The 16,372-nt window shown below is 34.5% G+C and carries 12 protein-coding genes; 5 read left to right on the forward strand and 7 right to left on the reverse strand.

Annotation, left to right across the window (positions count from 1 at the left end; all coding sequences use genetic code 11):
- The first annotated feature begins 145 nt into the window (after positions 1 to 145).
- Positions 146 to 934, forward strand: coding sequence for an alpha/beta hydrolase (locus GR162_RS07130; protein ID WP_237421311.1), 789 nt, complete (start codon positions 146 to 148; stop codon positions 932 to 934).
- 117 nt (positions 935 to 1,051) lie between these two features.
- On the opposite strand, the gene GR162_RS07135 is transcribed toward GR162_RS07130, so the two are convergent.
- Positions 1,052 to 3,025: a sigma 54-interacting response regulator gene (locus tag GR162_RS07135; RefSeq protein ID WP_160781546.1), complete on the reverse strand. Its 1,974-nt coding sequence runs from the start codon at positions 3,023 to 3,025 to the stop codon at positions 1,052 to 1,054.
- Between the two features lie 204 nt (positions 3,026 to 3,229).
- On the opposite strand from GR162_RS07135, the gene GR162_RS07140 reads away from it, so the two are divergent.
- From GR162_RS07140 to GR162_RS07150, 3 genes are all read left to right on the forward strand, one after another.
- Positions 3,230 to 5,665, forward strand: coding sequence for a sensor histidine kinase (locus tag GR162_RS07140; protein WP_160781547.1), 2,436 nt, complete (start codon positions 3,230 to 3,232; stop codon positions 5,663 to 5,665).
- 223 nt (positions 5,666 to 5,888) lie between these two features.
- Positions 5,889 to 6,659 carry a carboxylesterase gene (locus GR162_RS07145; protein ID WP_160781548.1) on the forward strand — a complete coding sequence of 257 codons (771 nt, stop codon included), beginning with the start codon at positions 5,889 to 5,891 and terminating at the stop codon, positions 6,657 to 6,659.
- A 212-nt stretch (positions 6,660 to 6,871) separates the two neighbouring features.
- On the forward strand, positions 6,872 to 7,690 hold the full coding sequence (locus GR162_RS07150) for a helix-turn-helix transcriptional regulator (RefSeq protein WP_160781549.1): 819 nt from the start codon (positions 6,872 to 6,874) through the stop codon (positions 7,688 to 7,690).
- Here the strand turns inward: GR162_RS07150 and GR162_RS07155 are convergent.
- From GR162_RS07155 to GR162_RS07180, 6 genes are all read right to left on the reverse strand, one after another.
- Positions 7,687 to 8,139 carry a hypothetical protein gene (locus GR162_RS07155; RefSeq protein ID WP_237421312.1) on the reverse strand — a complete coding sequence of 151 codons (453 nt, stop codon included), beginning with the start codon at positions 8,137 to 8,139 and terminating at the stop codon, positions 7,687 to 7,689. The genes GR162_RS07150 and GR162_RS07155 overlap by 4 nt on opposite strands.
- 150 nt (positions 8,140 to 8,289) lie before the next feature.
- Positions 8,290 to 9,714 carry a SusD/RagB family nutrient-binding outer membrane lipoprotein gene (locus GR162_RS07160; protein ID WP_160781550.1) on the reverse strand — a complete coding sequence of 475 codons (1,425 nt, stop codon included), beginning with the start codon at positions 9,712 to 9,714 and terminating at the stop codon, positions 8,290 to 8,292.
- 12 nt (positions 9,715 to 9,726) lie between these two features.
- Complete coding sequence (locus tag GR162_RS07165) at positions 9,727 to 12,918, reverse strand: SusC/RagA family TonB-linked outer membrane protein (protein WP_160781551.1); 3,192 nt, start codon at positions 12,916 to 12,918, stop codon at positions 9,727 to 9,729.
- 913 nt (positions 12,919 to 13,831) lie between these two features.
- Complete coding sequence (locus tag GR162_RS07170; protein ID WP_008463513.1) at positions 13,832 to 14,275, reverse strand: hypothetical protein; 444 nt, start codon at positions 14,273 to 14,275, stop codon at positions 13,832 to 13,834.
- Positions 14,276 to 14,460: 185 nt separating this feature from the next.
- A complete protein-coding gene (locus GR162_RS07175; RefSeq protein ID WP_160781552.1) occupies positions 14,461 to 15,096 on the reverse strand; it encodes a hypothetical protein in 636 nt (211 codons plus the stop codon).
- Positions 15,097 to 15,292: 196 nt separating this feature from the next.
- Positions 15,293 to 15,496 (reverse strand): hypothetical protein, encoded by a 204-nt coding sequence (locus GR162_RS07180; RefSeq protein WP_160781553.1) that lies wholly within the window; start codon positions 15,494 to 15,496, stop codon positions 15,293 to 15,295.
- A 236-nt stretch (positions 15,497 to 15,732) separates the two neighbouring features.
- Between GR162_RS07180 and GR162_RS07185 the strand changes: the two genes are divergently transcribed.
- Positions 15,733 to 16,350 (forward strand): isochorismatase family cysteine hydrolase, encoded by a 618-nt coding sequence (locus GR162_RS07185; RefSeq protein ID WP_160781554.1) that lies wholly within the window; start codon positions 15,733 to 15,735, stop codon positions 16,348 to 16,350.
- The last annotated feature ends 22 nt before the right edge of the window (positions 16,351 to 16,372 follow it).

A 16,372-nucleotide genomic window follows, 5' to 3' on the forward strand; every position in this document is an offset into this window, starting at 1 on the left:
AATCAAAACTTGTTTTTAACGATATATAATAATTCTGACGCGAGCTGTTCTAACAATGCTTTTATAATCAATACTTTATAAAAAAGGCATTCCTTTTGTTTTTCAAACTGTATTACTTTTCTGAAACTAACCTAATAGCTTCGATATGACGTATTTATCTAATAAAAAAACCATTATGTTTATTACTGGAGCATTTGTGAGCCATACTTGCTGGAAAGAATGGATTGTTTTTTTTGAAAGTAAAGGGTATAAAACTGTAGCACCGCCTTGGCCACACAAAAATGAACTACCTCCTGCCTTAAGACAAACGCATCCTAATTCAAAAATTGCTTTAAACAGTTTGAATATTATATTGGATTACTACATCGAAATTATGGATAAACTTCCTGAAAAGCCTATTCTAATAGGCCATTCTTACGGAGGTCTTCTCGCTCAATTGCTCATTCAGAAAGAATTGGGTTCTGCTGGAATCTGCATCAACTCTATTCCTCCTTACAATGCATTTCATTTTCATTTTTCTTTCTACAAAACCATTTGGGACCTATCAGACATTTTCAGTTCAGGAGCCAAAACTTGCCTATTGCCTTTTAAAAAATGGCAGCACTATTTTGGCAGCCAAATGGCTTTTGAAGAACAAAAAGAAACTTACGAAGCATTATTAATTCCGGAGTCAAAATTAATAATGCGTGATATTTTTACGAAAACAGGGAAAATCGATTTTAAGAAGAAGCACGAGCCTCTTTTGTTTATATCCGGTTCAGAAGACGCTTTTACGCCTGCTGCTCTCAATTATGCGAACTTTATAAAATACAAAAATCTGCACTCTATAACTTGTTATAAAGAATTTCAAAATTCAAATCATTTGAGCATAAATCAGGAAAACTGGGAAACTATTGCTGAGTTTATAGCAAATTGGCTAATGAAAGCTACTTAACATTACTAATCACTTTAAACGCATAGAAACATAGTTTAATCAAACGTTCTTCTTGCTATTTTTTACGCATAGAACCTAAATTCTATGCTTCTATGTGTTTATTTTTTAAAATATGACTTAAATAATCCCTTTCTTAATCTCCAGCTTTTTGATTTTAGAATTCAATGTTGACGGATGAATATCTAAAATTTCGGCTGCACCGCCAGATCCAGAAATTTTTCCGTTGCACTTTTTAAGAATGTAAAGAATATAATCTCTTTCGTTTTCTAATATTGTTTTTATCGAAAATGATTCAGCTGGCTGTTCAGGATGCATTTTGGCAGACATCGAAAGTTCGATTTCCTTGATCGTGTTTCCTTCTGTCAACAGGATGGCACGCTGGATAACATGTTCAAGCTCACGAATATTTCCCGGCCAATTGTAATTCATTATCTGCTGCATGGCAGAATCGGAAAGGACTGGTGTTTTTCTGCCCATTTTATCACTGTAAATGGCTATAAAATGATTGGCTAAATCTGGAATATCTTCTTTTCTCTTTTTTAGCGGCGGAACCATAATTGGGAAAACATGCAGACGATAATACAAATCCATTCTAAATCTTCCCGCTGCCACTTCTTCTTCGAGATTTTTGTTGGTTGCCGCAATAATTCTGACATCAATTTTCATAGGAGAAGTACCGCCAACGCGCTCAATTTCCCTTTCCTGCAAAACACGCAGCAATTTGACCTGAAGTTCTAGAGACATCTCTCCTACTTCGTCCAGAAAAATAGTGCCTCCATCCGCCAGTTCAAATTTACCGATACGTTTATCCAAAGCACCCGTAAAAGCGCCTTTTTCGTGGCCAAAAAGCAATGATTCGGCAAGATTTTCAGGAATTGCTCCACAATTGATAATAACCAGAGGCTTATCTTTTCTGGGAGACAAAGCATGAATGCTCTGGGCTATTTTTTCTTTTCCTGTACCGCTTTCGCCAAGAACCAGCACCGAAGTATCGGAAGGGGCTACTTTTCGAATATAATTAAAAACAGAATTCATTTGCGAACTATTGCCAATAATGCCTTCAAAGCCTTCTTGGGTGCTGACAGGTTTAGCGTTTTTGGCTTCAGCTTTTTTCGGAGCCAGGCTAAATTGTTCTTTCGAATAGATTTTTGCTATAAACTGCCCGAATATAGGTTCGAGTGAAGTCAAAATTCGGAGATGTTCCTGAGAATACACATTCAGGTTACGGCTGTAAAAAGTAAAATGATAACTCTGGATTGCCGCAATCGAAAGCGGAAAAACTAAATAGGATTTTATTCCGAAATTATGAGCAATCAGAGCTTTTATTGGCGCTTCCTGAAGGTTGTTTATCAGCGCTTCTTCGCTATAGATAATCGGCTCTAGATCTATTTTTGATTTCTTGTACGTTTCATTTATTTCTCTCTCAGACAATTCTGTTATTTGAACAAGTTTCTGCAGGTTAACGATCTGATACTGATCGATATTTCTGCGGACAATTCCGAGATTATCATAATGTGTACTGGCCACAAAACCAGTCTCTAAATAATCGAAAGGAATAAAAGTCTGAACTGCTTTTGCAAAAGCCAATAAAGCCTCTTCTTTCTTTACATTTGAATTTATGATCTCTGAAATTGCTTTTTGAAGCTGAAATTGCTGTCTCAACTGGCTTTCTAAACTATATTGCTGACGATAAAAAGCGATTTCGAGAGTGGTGAGAACATCTTGCTCTCTAAATGGTTTTACAATAAATCCGTAGGGTTGTGTTGTTTTTGCTTCGTCTAAAATACTTTTGCTGGAATTGGCCGAAATAAATATAAAACCGATATATTTTTCTTTAAGAATATGTGCTAGCTCTATACCATCCTGCTTGCCTTTGAGCATAATGTCCAAAAAAACAAGATCCGGTTTTTCAATCTCAATCTGTTCCAAAGCCTGCTCTACCGATCTTGCAATTCCTGTAACTTCATAACTGGCTTTTTCAAGAATAAGCTGTAAATCGTGCGCTTCAATAAACTGATCTTCAACAATTAAAATTCGCTTTTTTAATGCTGAAATCGCAGCTTCATTTCCGTTATCGGCAGACTTTTTCATAAGTGGGTAAATTTTGTCCTACATAACACTTAATTCATTGATACAAAAATAGTTAATTATCATAATTAAAATTAAGCGTTTCCAAATTTAGTTAAATAAAAATCATATTTTACCATAATTTTCCCGTTATTTTGCAAACCAAACTCAATTGTTTCTCTTTATATTTGTTAATCAAAAACTTACTATTTAATCCCAATCAAATTGATGAAGCTGCTGTATCCTTTTTGTCTTCTATTCCTTATCGCAATTAACTCTGAAGCGCAAAATCATCCTGCTACAGCGGGCTATGATTTAAAAAAGAAACGTTTGCTTATACAGACTTGCTCTTCTTATCTGTATAATTCAAATCAAGGATCAATAGACGCCGACAGTGCGGTAGTTCTAGCCTGCAAGGCCTATAAACTGCCTGTTTCTTTAGCCTATGACGAAGGATTTAATGATGGTTCTTATTTGGTTGGAAAAGACTTAATTGAAAAAGGCAATATCGATGGCGCTAAAAAACTTTTTCTAAAATCAAAAGGTGTAAACAAAACAAAACTAGCGCTGCAATTGGGGATTTTTTATCTGTTTAAGCCCTTTATCAAACCAGATGATATCAAAAATGCGCATTATTATATAACAGAAGCAGTAAAAATCAGCAATCAGCTAAAAATTCAAAAATGGCAGCATGAGAGTTTGATGCTTCTGGGAAAGTTCTATTTCCAGATCAACAATTATCCTGAAAGCAAAAAATGCTTTTCGCAAGTAGTAAACGAATGCCGAAAACAAAACGACAAAGCTGCTCTAGCAGACGCCTTATTCTATCAGGCAACAAATCAATATGATTTGGATCCCGAAAAAGAAAAAATACTGAAAGAAGCCGAAGCTTTATACAAAAACCTAGGCTTTGAAGAAAAAAGAATAATCACAAAAGCAAGGATCTGCACCATCTATTTCTGGCACGGAAAAATAAACGATGCCAAGAAAATCTTGTATCAAAATGCTGCCGATATGCGAAAAATTGGCTTCAGGCAGCAGCAATTCGTTGAAACTACAATTGCTTATATAGAAGGCGTACAATTCAATATTAAAAACGCTCTTTATTATGCTTTAAAGAGTGTAAAAAGCATGGAGTCTACAAATGATTACACATTTGCCGATATTTTTTATATGCGCTTAGGATTGGTGTATTTGCAAATGGGACATACAGATGAAGCCATAAAAATGTCTGAAAAAAGCATTAGATACGGACAAAATATTTTTAGCAGCGGCTCATGGTATAAGAGTTTTATGACCGCCACTGCATCTTTGTCAATGAAAGGAAAAAACAAAGAAGCCATAGCATACATGAATTCTATTACAAGCCATTATCCTCCTCCAAATAAGTTTGATAACATGCTTATGAATTATGGTTACGCCAACTGCTACTGGCGCATTAAAAATTATGGCACAGCCGAAAAGTATTTTATAAAAGCGGGAGAAGCTGCAGATGGTTTAGACTCTCAGCAAACCTACAGAGATGTATGCAACACCTATTCGTCTATTGCTTTGTTTTATGCGAATCGAAAAAACCTTCATAAAACAAAATTGTATATCGATAAGATTGATGCAATTTCAAAAAAATATAGCCAGAACTATAATTCTGAAGCGCTACAAATGTCCTTATACAAATTAGATTCGTTGAATGGCAATTTCAAATTGGCATTAGAGCATCATAAATTGTATAAAAAAATGAGTGATTCCGTTTTAGATTATGCTAAAAACAAGCAGATTGAAGAACTTAGATTCCAATATGAAACAGAAAATAAAGAACAGAAAATCAAATCATTAAATCAAGAGACTCGTTTACAGGAAACAGCTTTAAAAAAATCAAGATTATTGAACACCGTATCGATATCAAGTTTGGTTTTATTGATCCTTATTATTGGATTATTGTACAACAGATATCGTCTGAAACAGAAAAACAATGCCGAACTGGAACTGAAAGAAAAGGAAATCAATCAGAAAAACATCAATCTGAGACATTTGCTCGATGAAAAAGAATGGCTTTTGAAAGAAATTCATCACCGTGTAAAAAACAATCTTCAAACCGTGATAAGTCTGCTCAATTCGCAATCGGCTTATCTGGAAAATGATATGGCGTTATCAGCCATAAAAAATAGCCAACATCGTATACATTCTATGTCGCTCATTCATCAGAAATTATATAATTCTGAGAATATTTCAACCATCAATATGCCGAATTACATCAAAGAACTGGTCGAATATTTGAGAGAATCTTTTTCGCTTGGACAAAGAATCCGTTTTGAATTAAAAATTGATACTTTGGAATTGGATGTTGCCCAAGCCGTTCCCGTCGGACTTATTTTAAACGAATCGATTACAAATTCTATAAAATATGCTTTTCCAGACAATGGTACCGGAATGATTTATATCACTTTACAGGCTACATCCGAAAACAAATACATGCTAACCATTGCAGATAATGGAGTGGGTTTTGATGCTAATATCAGCAATAAAAAAATCAATTCTTTTGGATTGAGCCTTATAAAAGGTTTAAGTGACGACTTGGATGCCACTTTTTCTATGGAAAACAATAATGGAACGATTCTTAAAATTGAATTTTCAAAGGAATTTCCAATCAATGAAAAAAGAAGGTAATTTGAATAGTCCTATATTGATTTTATAGCGAAATCTCACTAATCTAAATCTGTTTAGCGATATATAGCACTTATAAACAAACAAATAGCGATTAAAAGCCATATTATTAAGCGATGTTTTGGCATGGCATGTTAATTGTTTTTTTTTGAGGGAAGTTTAATTTTTTCTAAAATTCCAAAACGAGAAATCCTCAAAGAAATTCTAACATTAATCAAATAAAATCATGTCAAAATCAAAAACAATTGTACTTATTCACGGAAATTTTGTCAATGAGAAAACTTGGGCAGAATGGAAAAAGCACTATGAACAGAAAGGATACACGGTTTATACTCCCGCAAATCCTGGACACGATGGAAATCCTGCCGACTTAAGAGCAAAAGTTCATCCCGATCTTATCAAAACCGGATTTATAGATATTGTCAATAACATCAGCAGATTAATAGATACTTTACCCGAAAAGCCTTTGGTGATTGGGCATTCAATGGCTGGTATGGCGACATTAAAATTGGTCGAACTAGGTAAAGCAGCGGCTGGCGTGAGCATTGACGGAGCGCCTCCAAAAAATGTATTTCCGCCGTTTCAAACTTTAAAGACTGTAATTCCTGCTTTTGGCTTTTTTTCTTCTTCCAAATATTTTATGGGAAGCCGAAAATGGTACGATTATGCCTTTTTTAACACCATACCTGAAGCACAAAAAAGTATTGCTTTTGAGAAATTTGCTGTGCCAGAAAGTTATAAAGTAAGCCGAGAATTGGTTTTGAATTCTTTCTCCAATATCAATTTTAAAAAACCGCATGAACCTATTCTATTTGTTGGCGGCGGAAGTGATCATATTTTTCCACCTAACTTAACAGAAACAATTGCCAGTAGATATAAAGAAAATGCAGGACGAGTGGACCTTAAAATATTTGATGGCAAAAGCCATTTTATCTGTGGAGAACCTGGCTGGGAAAGTGTAGCCGATTATATTTTAAATTGGTACGAAAACCTATAAAAAAATTGTAATTGAAAATAAAAGCCCTGTAGCAAAATATGATACAGGGCTTTTTTAAAATCAAAAAAATATTCATTCCGTAGGAATATTGATTACTGTTATTTCAGTCAACAACATCTGCTAAATTCTAATTCGTTTATATTGTATTTATTATTAATTTAGAACTTGCTATAAATCAGTTAATTTACTTCTAAATTACAACAAAAAGCGATATGCAGATTTTACCGTCAGCCAGTTTAGCGCCGTTTATAAAAAATTATACTATTGTTACAATCGAAAAAGATCTCGACAACGAAGTTTTTTATCCAAGCGGATATGTCGATTTGATTATAAATATTTCTGGAGGATTTGCAGCTATTATTATTAACGGAAAACAAAAAGATACTCCTGCAATAGAATTATTGGGACATCTTACGCTTCCAACACGTCTTTCTGTAGCAAAAGGAACATCCGTACTAATAGCAAGAATTTATCCGCATGCCAGCGCACTGTTTTTTTCAGATCCTCTATCAGAATTTACCAATTATGCCACCGATATGTATGATGTTGCTTTGGGAGAAAATAGGGATTTGTATGACCAGATCATGGAAAGGAACGATTTATTGTCTAAAATAAGTGTTTTAGAAACGTACTTTCTTAAAAAATTAAAGAAAAATGAAACTAGATTAAAAAAAGTTTCAATAGTTCAGAATCTGAGTCAGGAGCTTTTTCGACATCATAAGCAATTGGATTTACCTTTCCTTGCCCACCATTCAGGATTATCAGAAAGGTATATCCAAAAACTTTATTTGTCTAATATTGGCATAAGTCCTGCTGCTTTTACCTCTGTAGTCCGATTTAATAAAAGTCTGGATTTAGTACTCAACACAACAGAATCATTGACGACTATAGCTTACGATAATGGCTATTATGACCAATCTCATTTTATTAAAGAGTTTAAGAAGTTTACTGGCATTACGCCATCTGCATCCAGAAATTCGATGCTAAAAAACGATACCAATTTACAGCATGCAGTTAACATTGGTTTTTAGCCTTGTTTTGCAGGATGATTGCTGCTAAACATATCACGATGCATTTTCCAGCCATCTTTGGTTTTCTTCCAAATCACGATTACTTTTCCGTCATCTAGTTTTTTACCATTCATATCAGTCATTTCATAAAAACTTTCTTCAGTAACGGCTGTTTTTGCGTCTCCATAAAGATGCTGGATTGTGAATATAACATGCACTTGAGGTCCGCCTCTAAAAAAGGAATCAATTTGTTTTGCTCCGCATTTTGGCTCTCCATTTGGCGGAAATAGACAAGCATCATCCGTATATCTTGCAACAATAGAACCATCGTTCTTGTTGGTAAAGTCGGAGAACGTTTTGTTACTGGCTTCAATAATTTTTTTTACCTCTTTTAAAGCAGGATCTGTGGTTTGGGCATTACACCAAAAAGTAAGCATCATGAATGTGCTTAAAATGATTTTTGTTTTCATGGTTTATATATTTTTTTACAAAGAAAATTATTCTACTAGCCCAAAAATTGTAAAATAACGAACAACTTTATCATAATTGAAAACAATGCAAAAACCCCGCATCAAAGTTTGATACGGGGCTTTTTTGATGAAATTTATTAAAATTCAGATTTATTTCACATCAAACCATAATTTGGTTGTCAATAAATCTTTTCCTTGATCTGCAACAGCAGCTTGATAACTTGCTCCATTAAGAGATTGTTCTGTACCCGGATAGAAAAGACGTGAAGGAATTTTTCCGTCCAAAACAGTTGCTGGACCAGCTGTCAAGACAGGATAATCCAATCTTCTCCATTCTGTAAATGCATCAAGACCTTGTCCGAAGAAAGCAATCCATTTTTGTGTACCGATTGATTTAGCATAGTTTGAAGCATCATATTTCACGCTTGCCTGATTCAAATACGTTGAAATAGTTGTAGCATTTGTAATTCCAAATTGATTGAAAGACGCTGTAATAGCATTTTTATAATATTGCTCTGCATCTCCAGAAATATATCCTCTTGCCGCAGCTTCTGCCAAGTTAAACAAAGTTTCAGAGTAAGAAGCAATTACAGCAGGCGAAGCCGATGTAAGGAAATAAGTTCCTGGTTTTGATGTTTTTGCAAAACCTTGGCTGTTGGCATCACTATTTGATAATCCATTAGCACCACCAACATATTTTCCTACGCTTGCATCTGATGGCAATTGTGCAAATACTGGCAAACGCGGATCAGATAATGCATATAATTGATCAACCATAGTTTTTGAAATACGGAAATCGTCTCTCGTTTCAAACCAAGCCGAAGCTGGATTCTGCTGTGGTGAGCTAGTGTAAGTGAACTTAAATGTTTCACTTTCGCTGCTGATTAGTCCTGCAGCGTCACTTGTCGCGTCAATCGCTGCTTGTTTCGCCAAAACAGGTTCTCTGTCTGAAATTCTTAAAGCAATTCTCAAACGAAGTGAATTCACAAATTTTTTCCATTTTGCTATATCGCCTTTATAAACCAAATCTCCTGTTACAGAACCGTTTGCTGAGTTTAATAAAGATTGTGCTTGTTTCAAATCTTCAAGCAATCCTGTATAAACTTCTTTTTGAGTATTATACGCTGGCGTTACTTTTTGACCTGCTTCTTTGTACGGAATACTTCCGTAAGCATCTGTCAGCAATAAAAATGTCCACGAACGTAGCGATAAGGCAATTCCTTTATAATTAGAATTAGCCTGTGCATCTGGAAACTTTATAATTGTGTTCAAATCTGTAATTAGAGTTGAATATCCTTTATCCCACAATGAAGTGAAAGAAGTGTTCGAAACATCGTAACGGTCTGGTTCTGTATATTGAATTTTAGCCCAATGCTGTACAAAAAGTAATGTTGAGTTAAAGTTATTTGCATCTCCCCAATACAAATCTGCACCTTGTTTTAAAGTACCAGTCAAAAGGTACGGCGCAAGTGGCGTTTCAGTTGCATTTGGGTTTTTATTTATATCGTCAAGAGTATCACTGCAAGAGCTCAGTGTCAATGCAAACAGTATTGTATATGATAGTTTTTTTAGCATGATTCCGAGTTTTTAAAATTTAACATTAAGGTTAAGACTGAAGTTTCTAGTTGTTGGCAACGCTAAACTTTCCAATCCTTGTGCATTTCCTGTATTGAAAGCTGTTTCAGGGTCAATATTTGGCGCATCTTTATAGATAAAGAATAAGTTACGTCCAGCTGCAGTAATGCTTGCTCCTTCTAATCCTAACTTTTTAACCAATTTTTTATCAACATTATAAGTTAGTTTGATCTCTCTCATTTTTACAAAAGTTGAGCTATAGATATAGGCTTCGCTAATATTGTATGATGCTTTATAATATTCTTGTGCACTAATCACTTTATTATTTGGCGTTCCGTCTGCAAATACACCGCCGAAAATCATTCCGTCATCATAAACCGTTACACCGCTTGGAGCAGCTCCTCCGCTTACCAAAGTTTTTGGGTTAGCTGTATTATTTCCTGGATAATAGTAGCTTAAACCTCCGTTTTCAGCGCCACGTCCTGGAAGAGTCTGTGCTAAAACTCCTGTATAGTTTCCTGTTCTGTTAGTTCCAGAGAAAAGTTCACCGCCAATGCTAGCATCAACAAGGAAAGAAAGCTCAAGATTTTTGTAAGTCAAAGTATTCGTAAGACCTGCTAAATAATCTGGCGTGTAATGTCCTAGAACCTTTTTTGTCGGATCTGCTTTTGGAAGACCGTTTGCTCCTACTACAATATTGCCGCTTGCATCACGCTGATAAGCTGTTCCGTAAAGTGCTCCGTAAGCTTGCCCAACAGACGCCAATACATCGACACCTCCAGAAGAACCAATTGTATAGTTTTTAATATCTCCAGCGTAATCTAGAATTTCTACTTTACTCTTATTTTTTGAATAATTTACAGCCACATTCCATTTGAAGTTTTCAGTTTGAACTGGATTCCCGTCCAATTGCACCTCAATACCTTGGTTGTTGATTTTACCCGCATTGATTAACTGCGAAGTATAACCGCTTGATGCCGTAGTTTTAATTTCTAAAATTTGGTCGAAACTATTTGTATTATAGTACGCTACATCAAAATGAAGTCTGTTTTTCCAGAAAGAAGCTTCAAGACCTACCTCTGTAGAACGAGTTGTTTCTGGTTTTAGGTTTTCATTTAATTTCTTTTGAGAAGAAGTCTGAATTGGGTTTCCGTCAAATGCTGTTTGGAAATTGTAAACCGTAGACAATTGGTACGGATCTGCATCGTTACCTACTTCAGACCATCCACCTCTAACTTTTAAGAAATCAAGTGTACTGCTCTTAATGTTTAATGCATCTGTTAAAACTACACTTCCGTTAAAAGAAGGATAGAAATAAGAACGGTTGCTGCTTGGCAATGTAGACGACCAGTCATTACGCGCTGTTACGTTTAAGAAAGCATAGTTTCTAAATCCTACTTGAGCAGATGCGTAAGCACTATACACTCTTAATCTTGACAATGAATTTGATGAAGTTAACGGATCTCTAGAGTTAGTTAAAGTATATAAATCTGGAACCGCTAAACGTGGCGCTTTCTGATAATTGTTGGCATCGCTATGGTTACGAATATTGAAACCTGCAAGCGCATCTAAACTGAAATCATCATTTAGCTGTTTTGTATATTGAAATATACCCTCAGTATTTTGTTCATTTACTGTGTATGCGTCTTCAGCATACGATCCGAAAGGAGTTCCGTTTGTACCATACTTAATAGTATATTTTCTGCGGTCATTATAATAATCAACACCTGTACGGAATCTGAAGTTAAGTCCTTCAGCCAATTTCGCGTCTAAATGGACATCTCCAATTATACGGTTACGCTGTTGGCTTGTTGTATTATAATAGGCATTCCAATAAGGGTTACTGTAGTAACTGTTGTTCCAGTTAGTGTTCCAATCTTTATCCAATTCATTAATGTCGACCTGACGTCCGAACCAAAGAAACTGAAGCATTACACCCGCAGCACGCCCTCCTGATGGACCTCCTGGCAATTGTGGAGCATTTGTAACAATATAATTAGCATTAACACCAACTTTTACATTTTCAGAAATCTGATAATTAGTATTAATTGTAAAGTTTGTTTTGTTTATTTCACTATTAGGCACAGTTCCAAGTTGTTTCTGATTGTTTACACCTAAACGAAAATCTCCTTTATCATTAGCTTTTGCAATAGAAACACTATTGTCGTAAGTAAGTCCAGTATTAAAGAAATCTTTTACATTGTTTGGATGAGCTACAAAAGGAACGGCTTCACCTTTAGAATAAAACTGAGGTATTAAACGACCGTCCATTCTTGGTCCCCAGCTTTCATCAACTCCATCATTAACTCCTCCTCCTTTTCCGTCTACGTAGCTAAATCTTCCGTTAGAACCTTGACCAAAAGTATTTTGGAAAGAAGGTAAAGTAGCTACTTGAGAAACAGTTATACCTGTATTAAAAGTAACTCCATATCCTGATTTTTGTCCTTTTCCCGATTTTGTAGTAATAAGCACAACACCATGCGCAGCACGCGATCCGTAAAGAGCGGCAGCATTGGGTCCTTTTAAAACTGTTAACGTTTCAATATCCTGCGGATTTAAATCGGCAATGGCATTTCTGAAATCACGAGTTGCTCCTCCAAAGTTCAATTGAGAGTTATCTACAGGAACTCCGTCTACCACGAAAAGTGGCTGGTTGTTTCCTGCAATAGAAGTTTCCCCACGAATGATAATACGCGAAGATCCCATATCTCCTTGTGAATTTGTAATACGAACACCTGCCAGTTTACCAGAAAGACCATTCAAAAAGTTGGTTTCTTTTGTAGTAGCCAATTCTTTTCCTTTTAATGCCTGAGTCGTATATCCTAGAGATTTCTTTTCTTTAGAAATTCCAAGTGCCGTTACCACAACTTCAGACAATGCATTCTGTTCTTCAGTAAGACTGATCGTGATAGCGTTTTTGTTTACTACAACTTCTTCTTTTTTATATCCTAAATAACTAATTAAAAGTGTGTAAGGGAATTTTTGTCCGGTTTGGAAGAAAAATTTCCCATCTGTATCGGTAACAACACCATGTGTAGTTCCTTTAATAGTTACCGAAGCCCCGATAATTGGCTCTTTTGTTACGGCATCAACTACAGTCCCTTCCAGCTTAGACTGAATTAATGGCTTAGTATCTTGAGCTTTAACTCCTATGGAAATCAATAAAATACATAGCCAAGCATATCTTTTTAATTTTATTTTCATTACTTTGTTTTAGTTTAATAAATAAGGCGGGCTCAGAACAGTTTTAAACTATTCTTGCTTTCCTTTTAGAGATGACAATTTCTTTAAACTCTGACCATTTCTGCTGCAACAGAAATGGTTTTCTTTTTTATCTGCAGCACATTCGTTTTTTCATTTTTACTTTTTTTTAGATTATTATTTTATTTGGCCTATACAATTTTTACCCTTGTTCAGGATAGTGTTATTAAAAATCTATAATGAATTTAAAAAGAGGAATTTTAACCGTAGTGATGCATAAGCTGCAAATGCCTTATGCTTTATATTTCTGAAAATGAAATGATAAGGTTTTAATCTCTGTATTTCTAACTAAATTTTAAACTCTACTAATTTGATAGAACAAAAGTATGTTAAAATTTTTAGTTCCCAAATTTTAATTAAACTTTTTGCAAAAAAAATGTTAACTGCTTTTAAAATAAAACCTTAAGCATCTAAAAATAAAATAGTTATAAGAAATGCGTTTTTTTGCGGTTTTATAAGAATTGTACTAAAAGCTCAATACTTTCAAAGGATTTTAATTCAATTATATAAATCAAACAGGATAATTTAATGTACATAAATCTAATGAAATCTGCGAGAGATATTTAATACAATTGATTGCAGCAGACGAAAATAGTAGAGCTTTATCTATTGCCCCTAGTTTCAACTAGGGGATCTTTTGGAAATTGTCAGTTGATGGCTTTAGCCAAAATCGCTTTTCTTTCCGTTCCTCTGGGAGAAACCAGAGGCTATGTTTTAAACTTTGAGAAATTTGGCTAAAGCCATTTCAGGCTAATTTTATCTACCTCCATCTAAAGATGGAGGCAATTCAATTTTTTTATAAAAAAAAGCTCCAAGATCATAAGACCTTGGAGCTTCTATTTTAGGTATCGAAATATTATAATTCGTTAAACTCGTGTAACGATTTCAATGTAGTTTCGTAAAACAAGATGGCTGCGATAAGATTTCCTTTATCAGAATACGGCATCATCTTTCTTTGGAAGTCTACTGTAGTATCTAAGAAAACCGTTGTGCCTTCTGCCTGTCCATCTAAGATTTTTTTATTCTCACTTGTATCTGGAATACCTAAATCTGCCATTGTTACACCAGGTTTAGTAACCAAAGCAATATAAGGAAGCGTTTTTACTAGAACTTTTATACGTTCAATGTACAATTCTAAAAGTTCTCCTTTTTGCATACCGCTTAATTCTTTTTGATCATGGTATTTACGGATTAAGGCAGTTGTACTAATGATACTTCTTGGTGCATTTTTTGCCTGTGCAGAAACGGCAGCAGTCGTCAAGAAGAAAAGGACACATAATAAAATAATCTTGCTCTTCATTTTCTTAATAGATTTGGTTCTTGAATAAAAACAAAAATATATAAATTATGTTAAAATGCAACTTTTATATTTTCTTTTTCACAATAAAATTATAATTATTACGTTGCGATAAGGAAAATATTACAGCAAAAGCAAGGATTTTGGGCATTTAAGCACATTTTTCCCAAAAAAAGATAAATGCTTTTTTACGATTTAATTATCCTGAAACGGCTCGGATATTTAATCCATAAGCTTTTTTTGTTTCCGTAATAGTCCATAAATTCTCCACATACAAAAACAGCGTGCACTTTTGACCAAGCCACAACACCGCAATATTCAGTTCCAGACTCTTTTTTTAATTTTTGAATCTGTTTGCCTAATGTGAATCCGAGGTACTTATAAATCGTTGGAGTATAAACTGTACCGTCTTCCAGATCTTCCAAGGCTTTATCAAAAGTGGCTTCCTTATCTATAATCTGTTTGTATTTTGCCATTACAGCATAAGTCAATTCTGCATAATCGGTGATTTTTTCGCTATCGCAATTGTCCTTAATATAGACAAAACCTGCAGATTCTTTGGCCTTGCTAATTTCTGCACTGTTCAGGTTGAATGAGGCATTGTTCTTTAAAGTTATCTTATATAAATCATCGTTTAGCTTTTCGGTTACAAAAAGATTATCTAATCCGTAAACATTTAAAGAAGCTTTAATAAATGCTATAGATGAACAATTGGTGCGTTCACCTTGTTTAAAACTTTCGAATATTTTATCAGAACTCAATTGAGCGAATGCATTTGAACAGACAAACATTAAAAGTAAAAAAACTGAAGTAACCGATTTCATGCCTTGTATTATATATTGCTTCTCAATTAGTATTGAGAGATTGTATTAGATTTTTACAAATCTATAAAAATCATGTCATATTTTTCACTTCTTCACTTTTATCTCTTAAAAAAAGTCATTTTAAAAAGGAAAAATGGATTTGTCATGAAAAGGAAGAACGAAAAAACGCCCCAAACAACTTCAGGGCGCTTTAACATTATTTTTTTTCTTCATTATCCAATTTGTCATCGAATTCGGGTTCTTCTCCTTTGAACTTTTTGGTGTCCACATCATAATTTTCATCATTTGTCAAAACTTCATCATGTTCTTTATATTGATGTTTTCTTGTATCGGTTCGATGATCTCCCCCACCTTGTTCTTTAGGGTTGGGGTTTTTCTGGGTTTGATTATTCTTTTCCATAATTTCTTCGTTTTTAAATGATTATTAAAATTAACTCAAATGCAATAGTCTGGTTTATATAATCATTTTTAAAAATTATAAAATGAAGTGGCTTTCTTAATTTGCTTTATTTCAAAAATCCGTTAAATATCGCAATTTTTCATCTTGACATATTTGCTAAACATCAATAAAACTGCATCATAAAACAAATGGCATATTATTAGAATACAACAACTTAACTTAAAACTTTTAAAATTATGGGCTTGTATCAACTACAAAAAACTGCACTTGTCATTATTGATCCATTTAATGATTTTCTTTCTGAAGGAGGAAAATTATTTCCTGTAGCAAAAGAAACTGTTGAAGGAAATAAAGTGGTCAGCAACATAAAAAAACTATTGACAGCTGCGAGAGAAAATAAAATCCAGGTGATTTACGCACCGCATCGCCACACTCAAAAAGGCGATTACTTGAACTGGAAGTACTTGTCGCCTTCGCATGCAGGAACCAAAAATATCACTTTGTTTGAAAAAGATTCATGGGGAGCCGAATTTCATCCTGATCTCATTATGCAGGAAGGCGATCATATGGCGCAAAATCATTGGACTGCCAGCGGTTTTGCCAACACCGATTTAGACTTTCTTTTGCGTCAGCACGATATTGACCAGATTGTTATTGCTGGAATGAGAGCTAATACCTGCATTGATTCAACTGCGAGATTTGGTGTCGAACTGGGCTATCATGTCACTTTAATCAAAGACGGAATTGGTGCTTTTAATTGGGAAGAAATTAAAGCAACGGTCGAAACTAATTTTCCTAATTACGGACATGCACTTCTCTCTACTGACGAATTCATAAATAGTATCAATTCATAAAAACAACAACATAAAAATGTAT

The sequence above is a fragment of the Flavobacterium sp. HBTb2-11-1 genome (assembly GCF_009826975.1).
GTDB lineage: Bacteria > Bacteroidota > Bacteroidia > Flavobacteriales > Flavobacteriaceae > Flavobacterium.

Excerpts from the sequence above, each read along its gene's own strand:
- GR162_RS07130 (WP_237421311.1), top strand. The coding sequence starts at position 146 with ATGACGTATTTATCTAATAAAAAAACCATTATGTTTATTACTGGAGCA.
- GR162_RS07135 (WP_160781546.1), bottom strand. The coding sequence starts at position 3,025 with ATGAAAAAGTCTGCCGATAACGGAAATGAAGCTGCGATTTCAGCATTA.
- GR162_RS07140 (WP_160781547.1), top strand. The coding sequence starts at position 3,230 with ATGAAGCTGCTGTATCCTTTTTGTCTTCTATTCCTTATCGCAATTAAC.
- GR162_RS07145 (WP_160781548.1), top strand. The coding sequence starts at position 5,889 with ATGTCAAAATCAAAAACAATTGTACTTATTCACGGAAATTTTGTCAAT.
- GR162_RS07150 (WP_160781549.1), top strand. The coding sequence starts at position 6,872 with ATGCAGATTTTACCGTCAGCCAGTTTAGCGCCGTTTATAAAAAATTAT.
- GR162_RS07155 (WP_237421312.1), bottom strand. The coding sequence starts at position 8,139 with ATGAAAACAAAAATCATTTTAAGCACATTCATGATGCTTACTTTTTGG.
- GR162_RS07160 (WP_160781550.1), bottom strand. The coding sequence starts at position 9,714 with ATGCTAAAAAAACTATCATATACAATACTGTTTGCATTGACACTGAGC.
- GR162_RS07165 (WP_160781551.1), bottom strand. The coding sequence starts at position 12,918 with ATGAAAATAAAATTAAAAAGATATGCTTGGCTATGTATTTTATTGATT.
- GR162_RS07170 (WP_008463513.1), bottom strand. The coding sequence starts at position 14,275 with ATGAAGAGCAAGATTATTTTATTATGTGTCCTTTTCTTCTTGACGACT.
- GR162_RS07175 (WP_160781552.1), bottom strand. The coding sequence starts at position 15,096 with ATGAAATCGGTTACTTCAGTTTTTTTACTTTTAATGTTTGTCTGTTCA.
- GR162_RS07180 (WP_160781553.1), bottom strand. The coding sequence starts at position 15,496 with ATGGAAAAGAATAATCAAACCCAGAAAAACCCCAACCCTAAAGAACAA.
- GR162_RS07185 (WP_160781554.1), top strand. The coding sequence starts at position 15,733 with ATGGGCTTGTATCAACTACAAAAAACTGCACTTGTCATTATTGATCCA.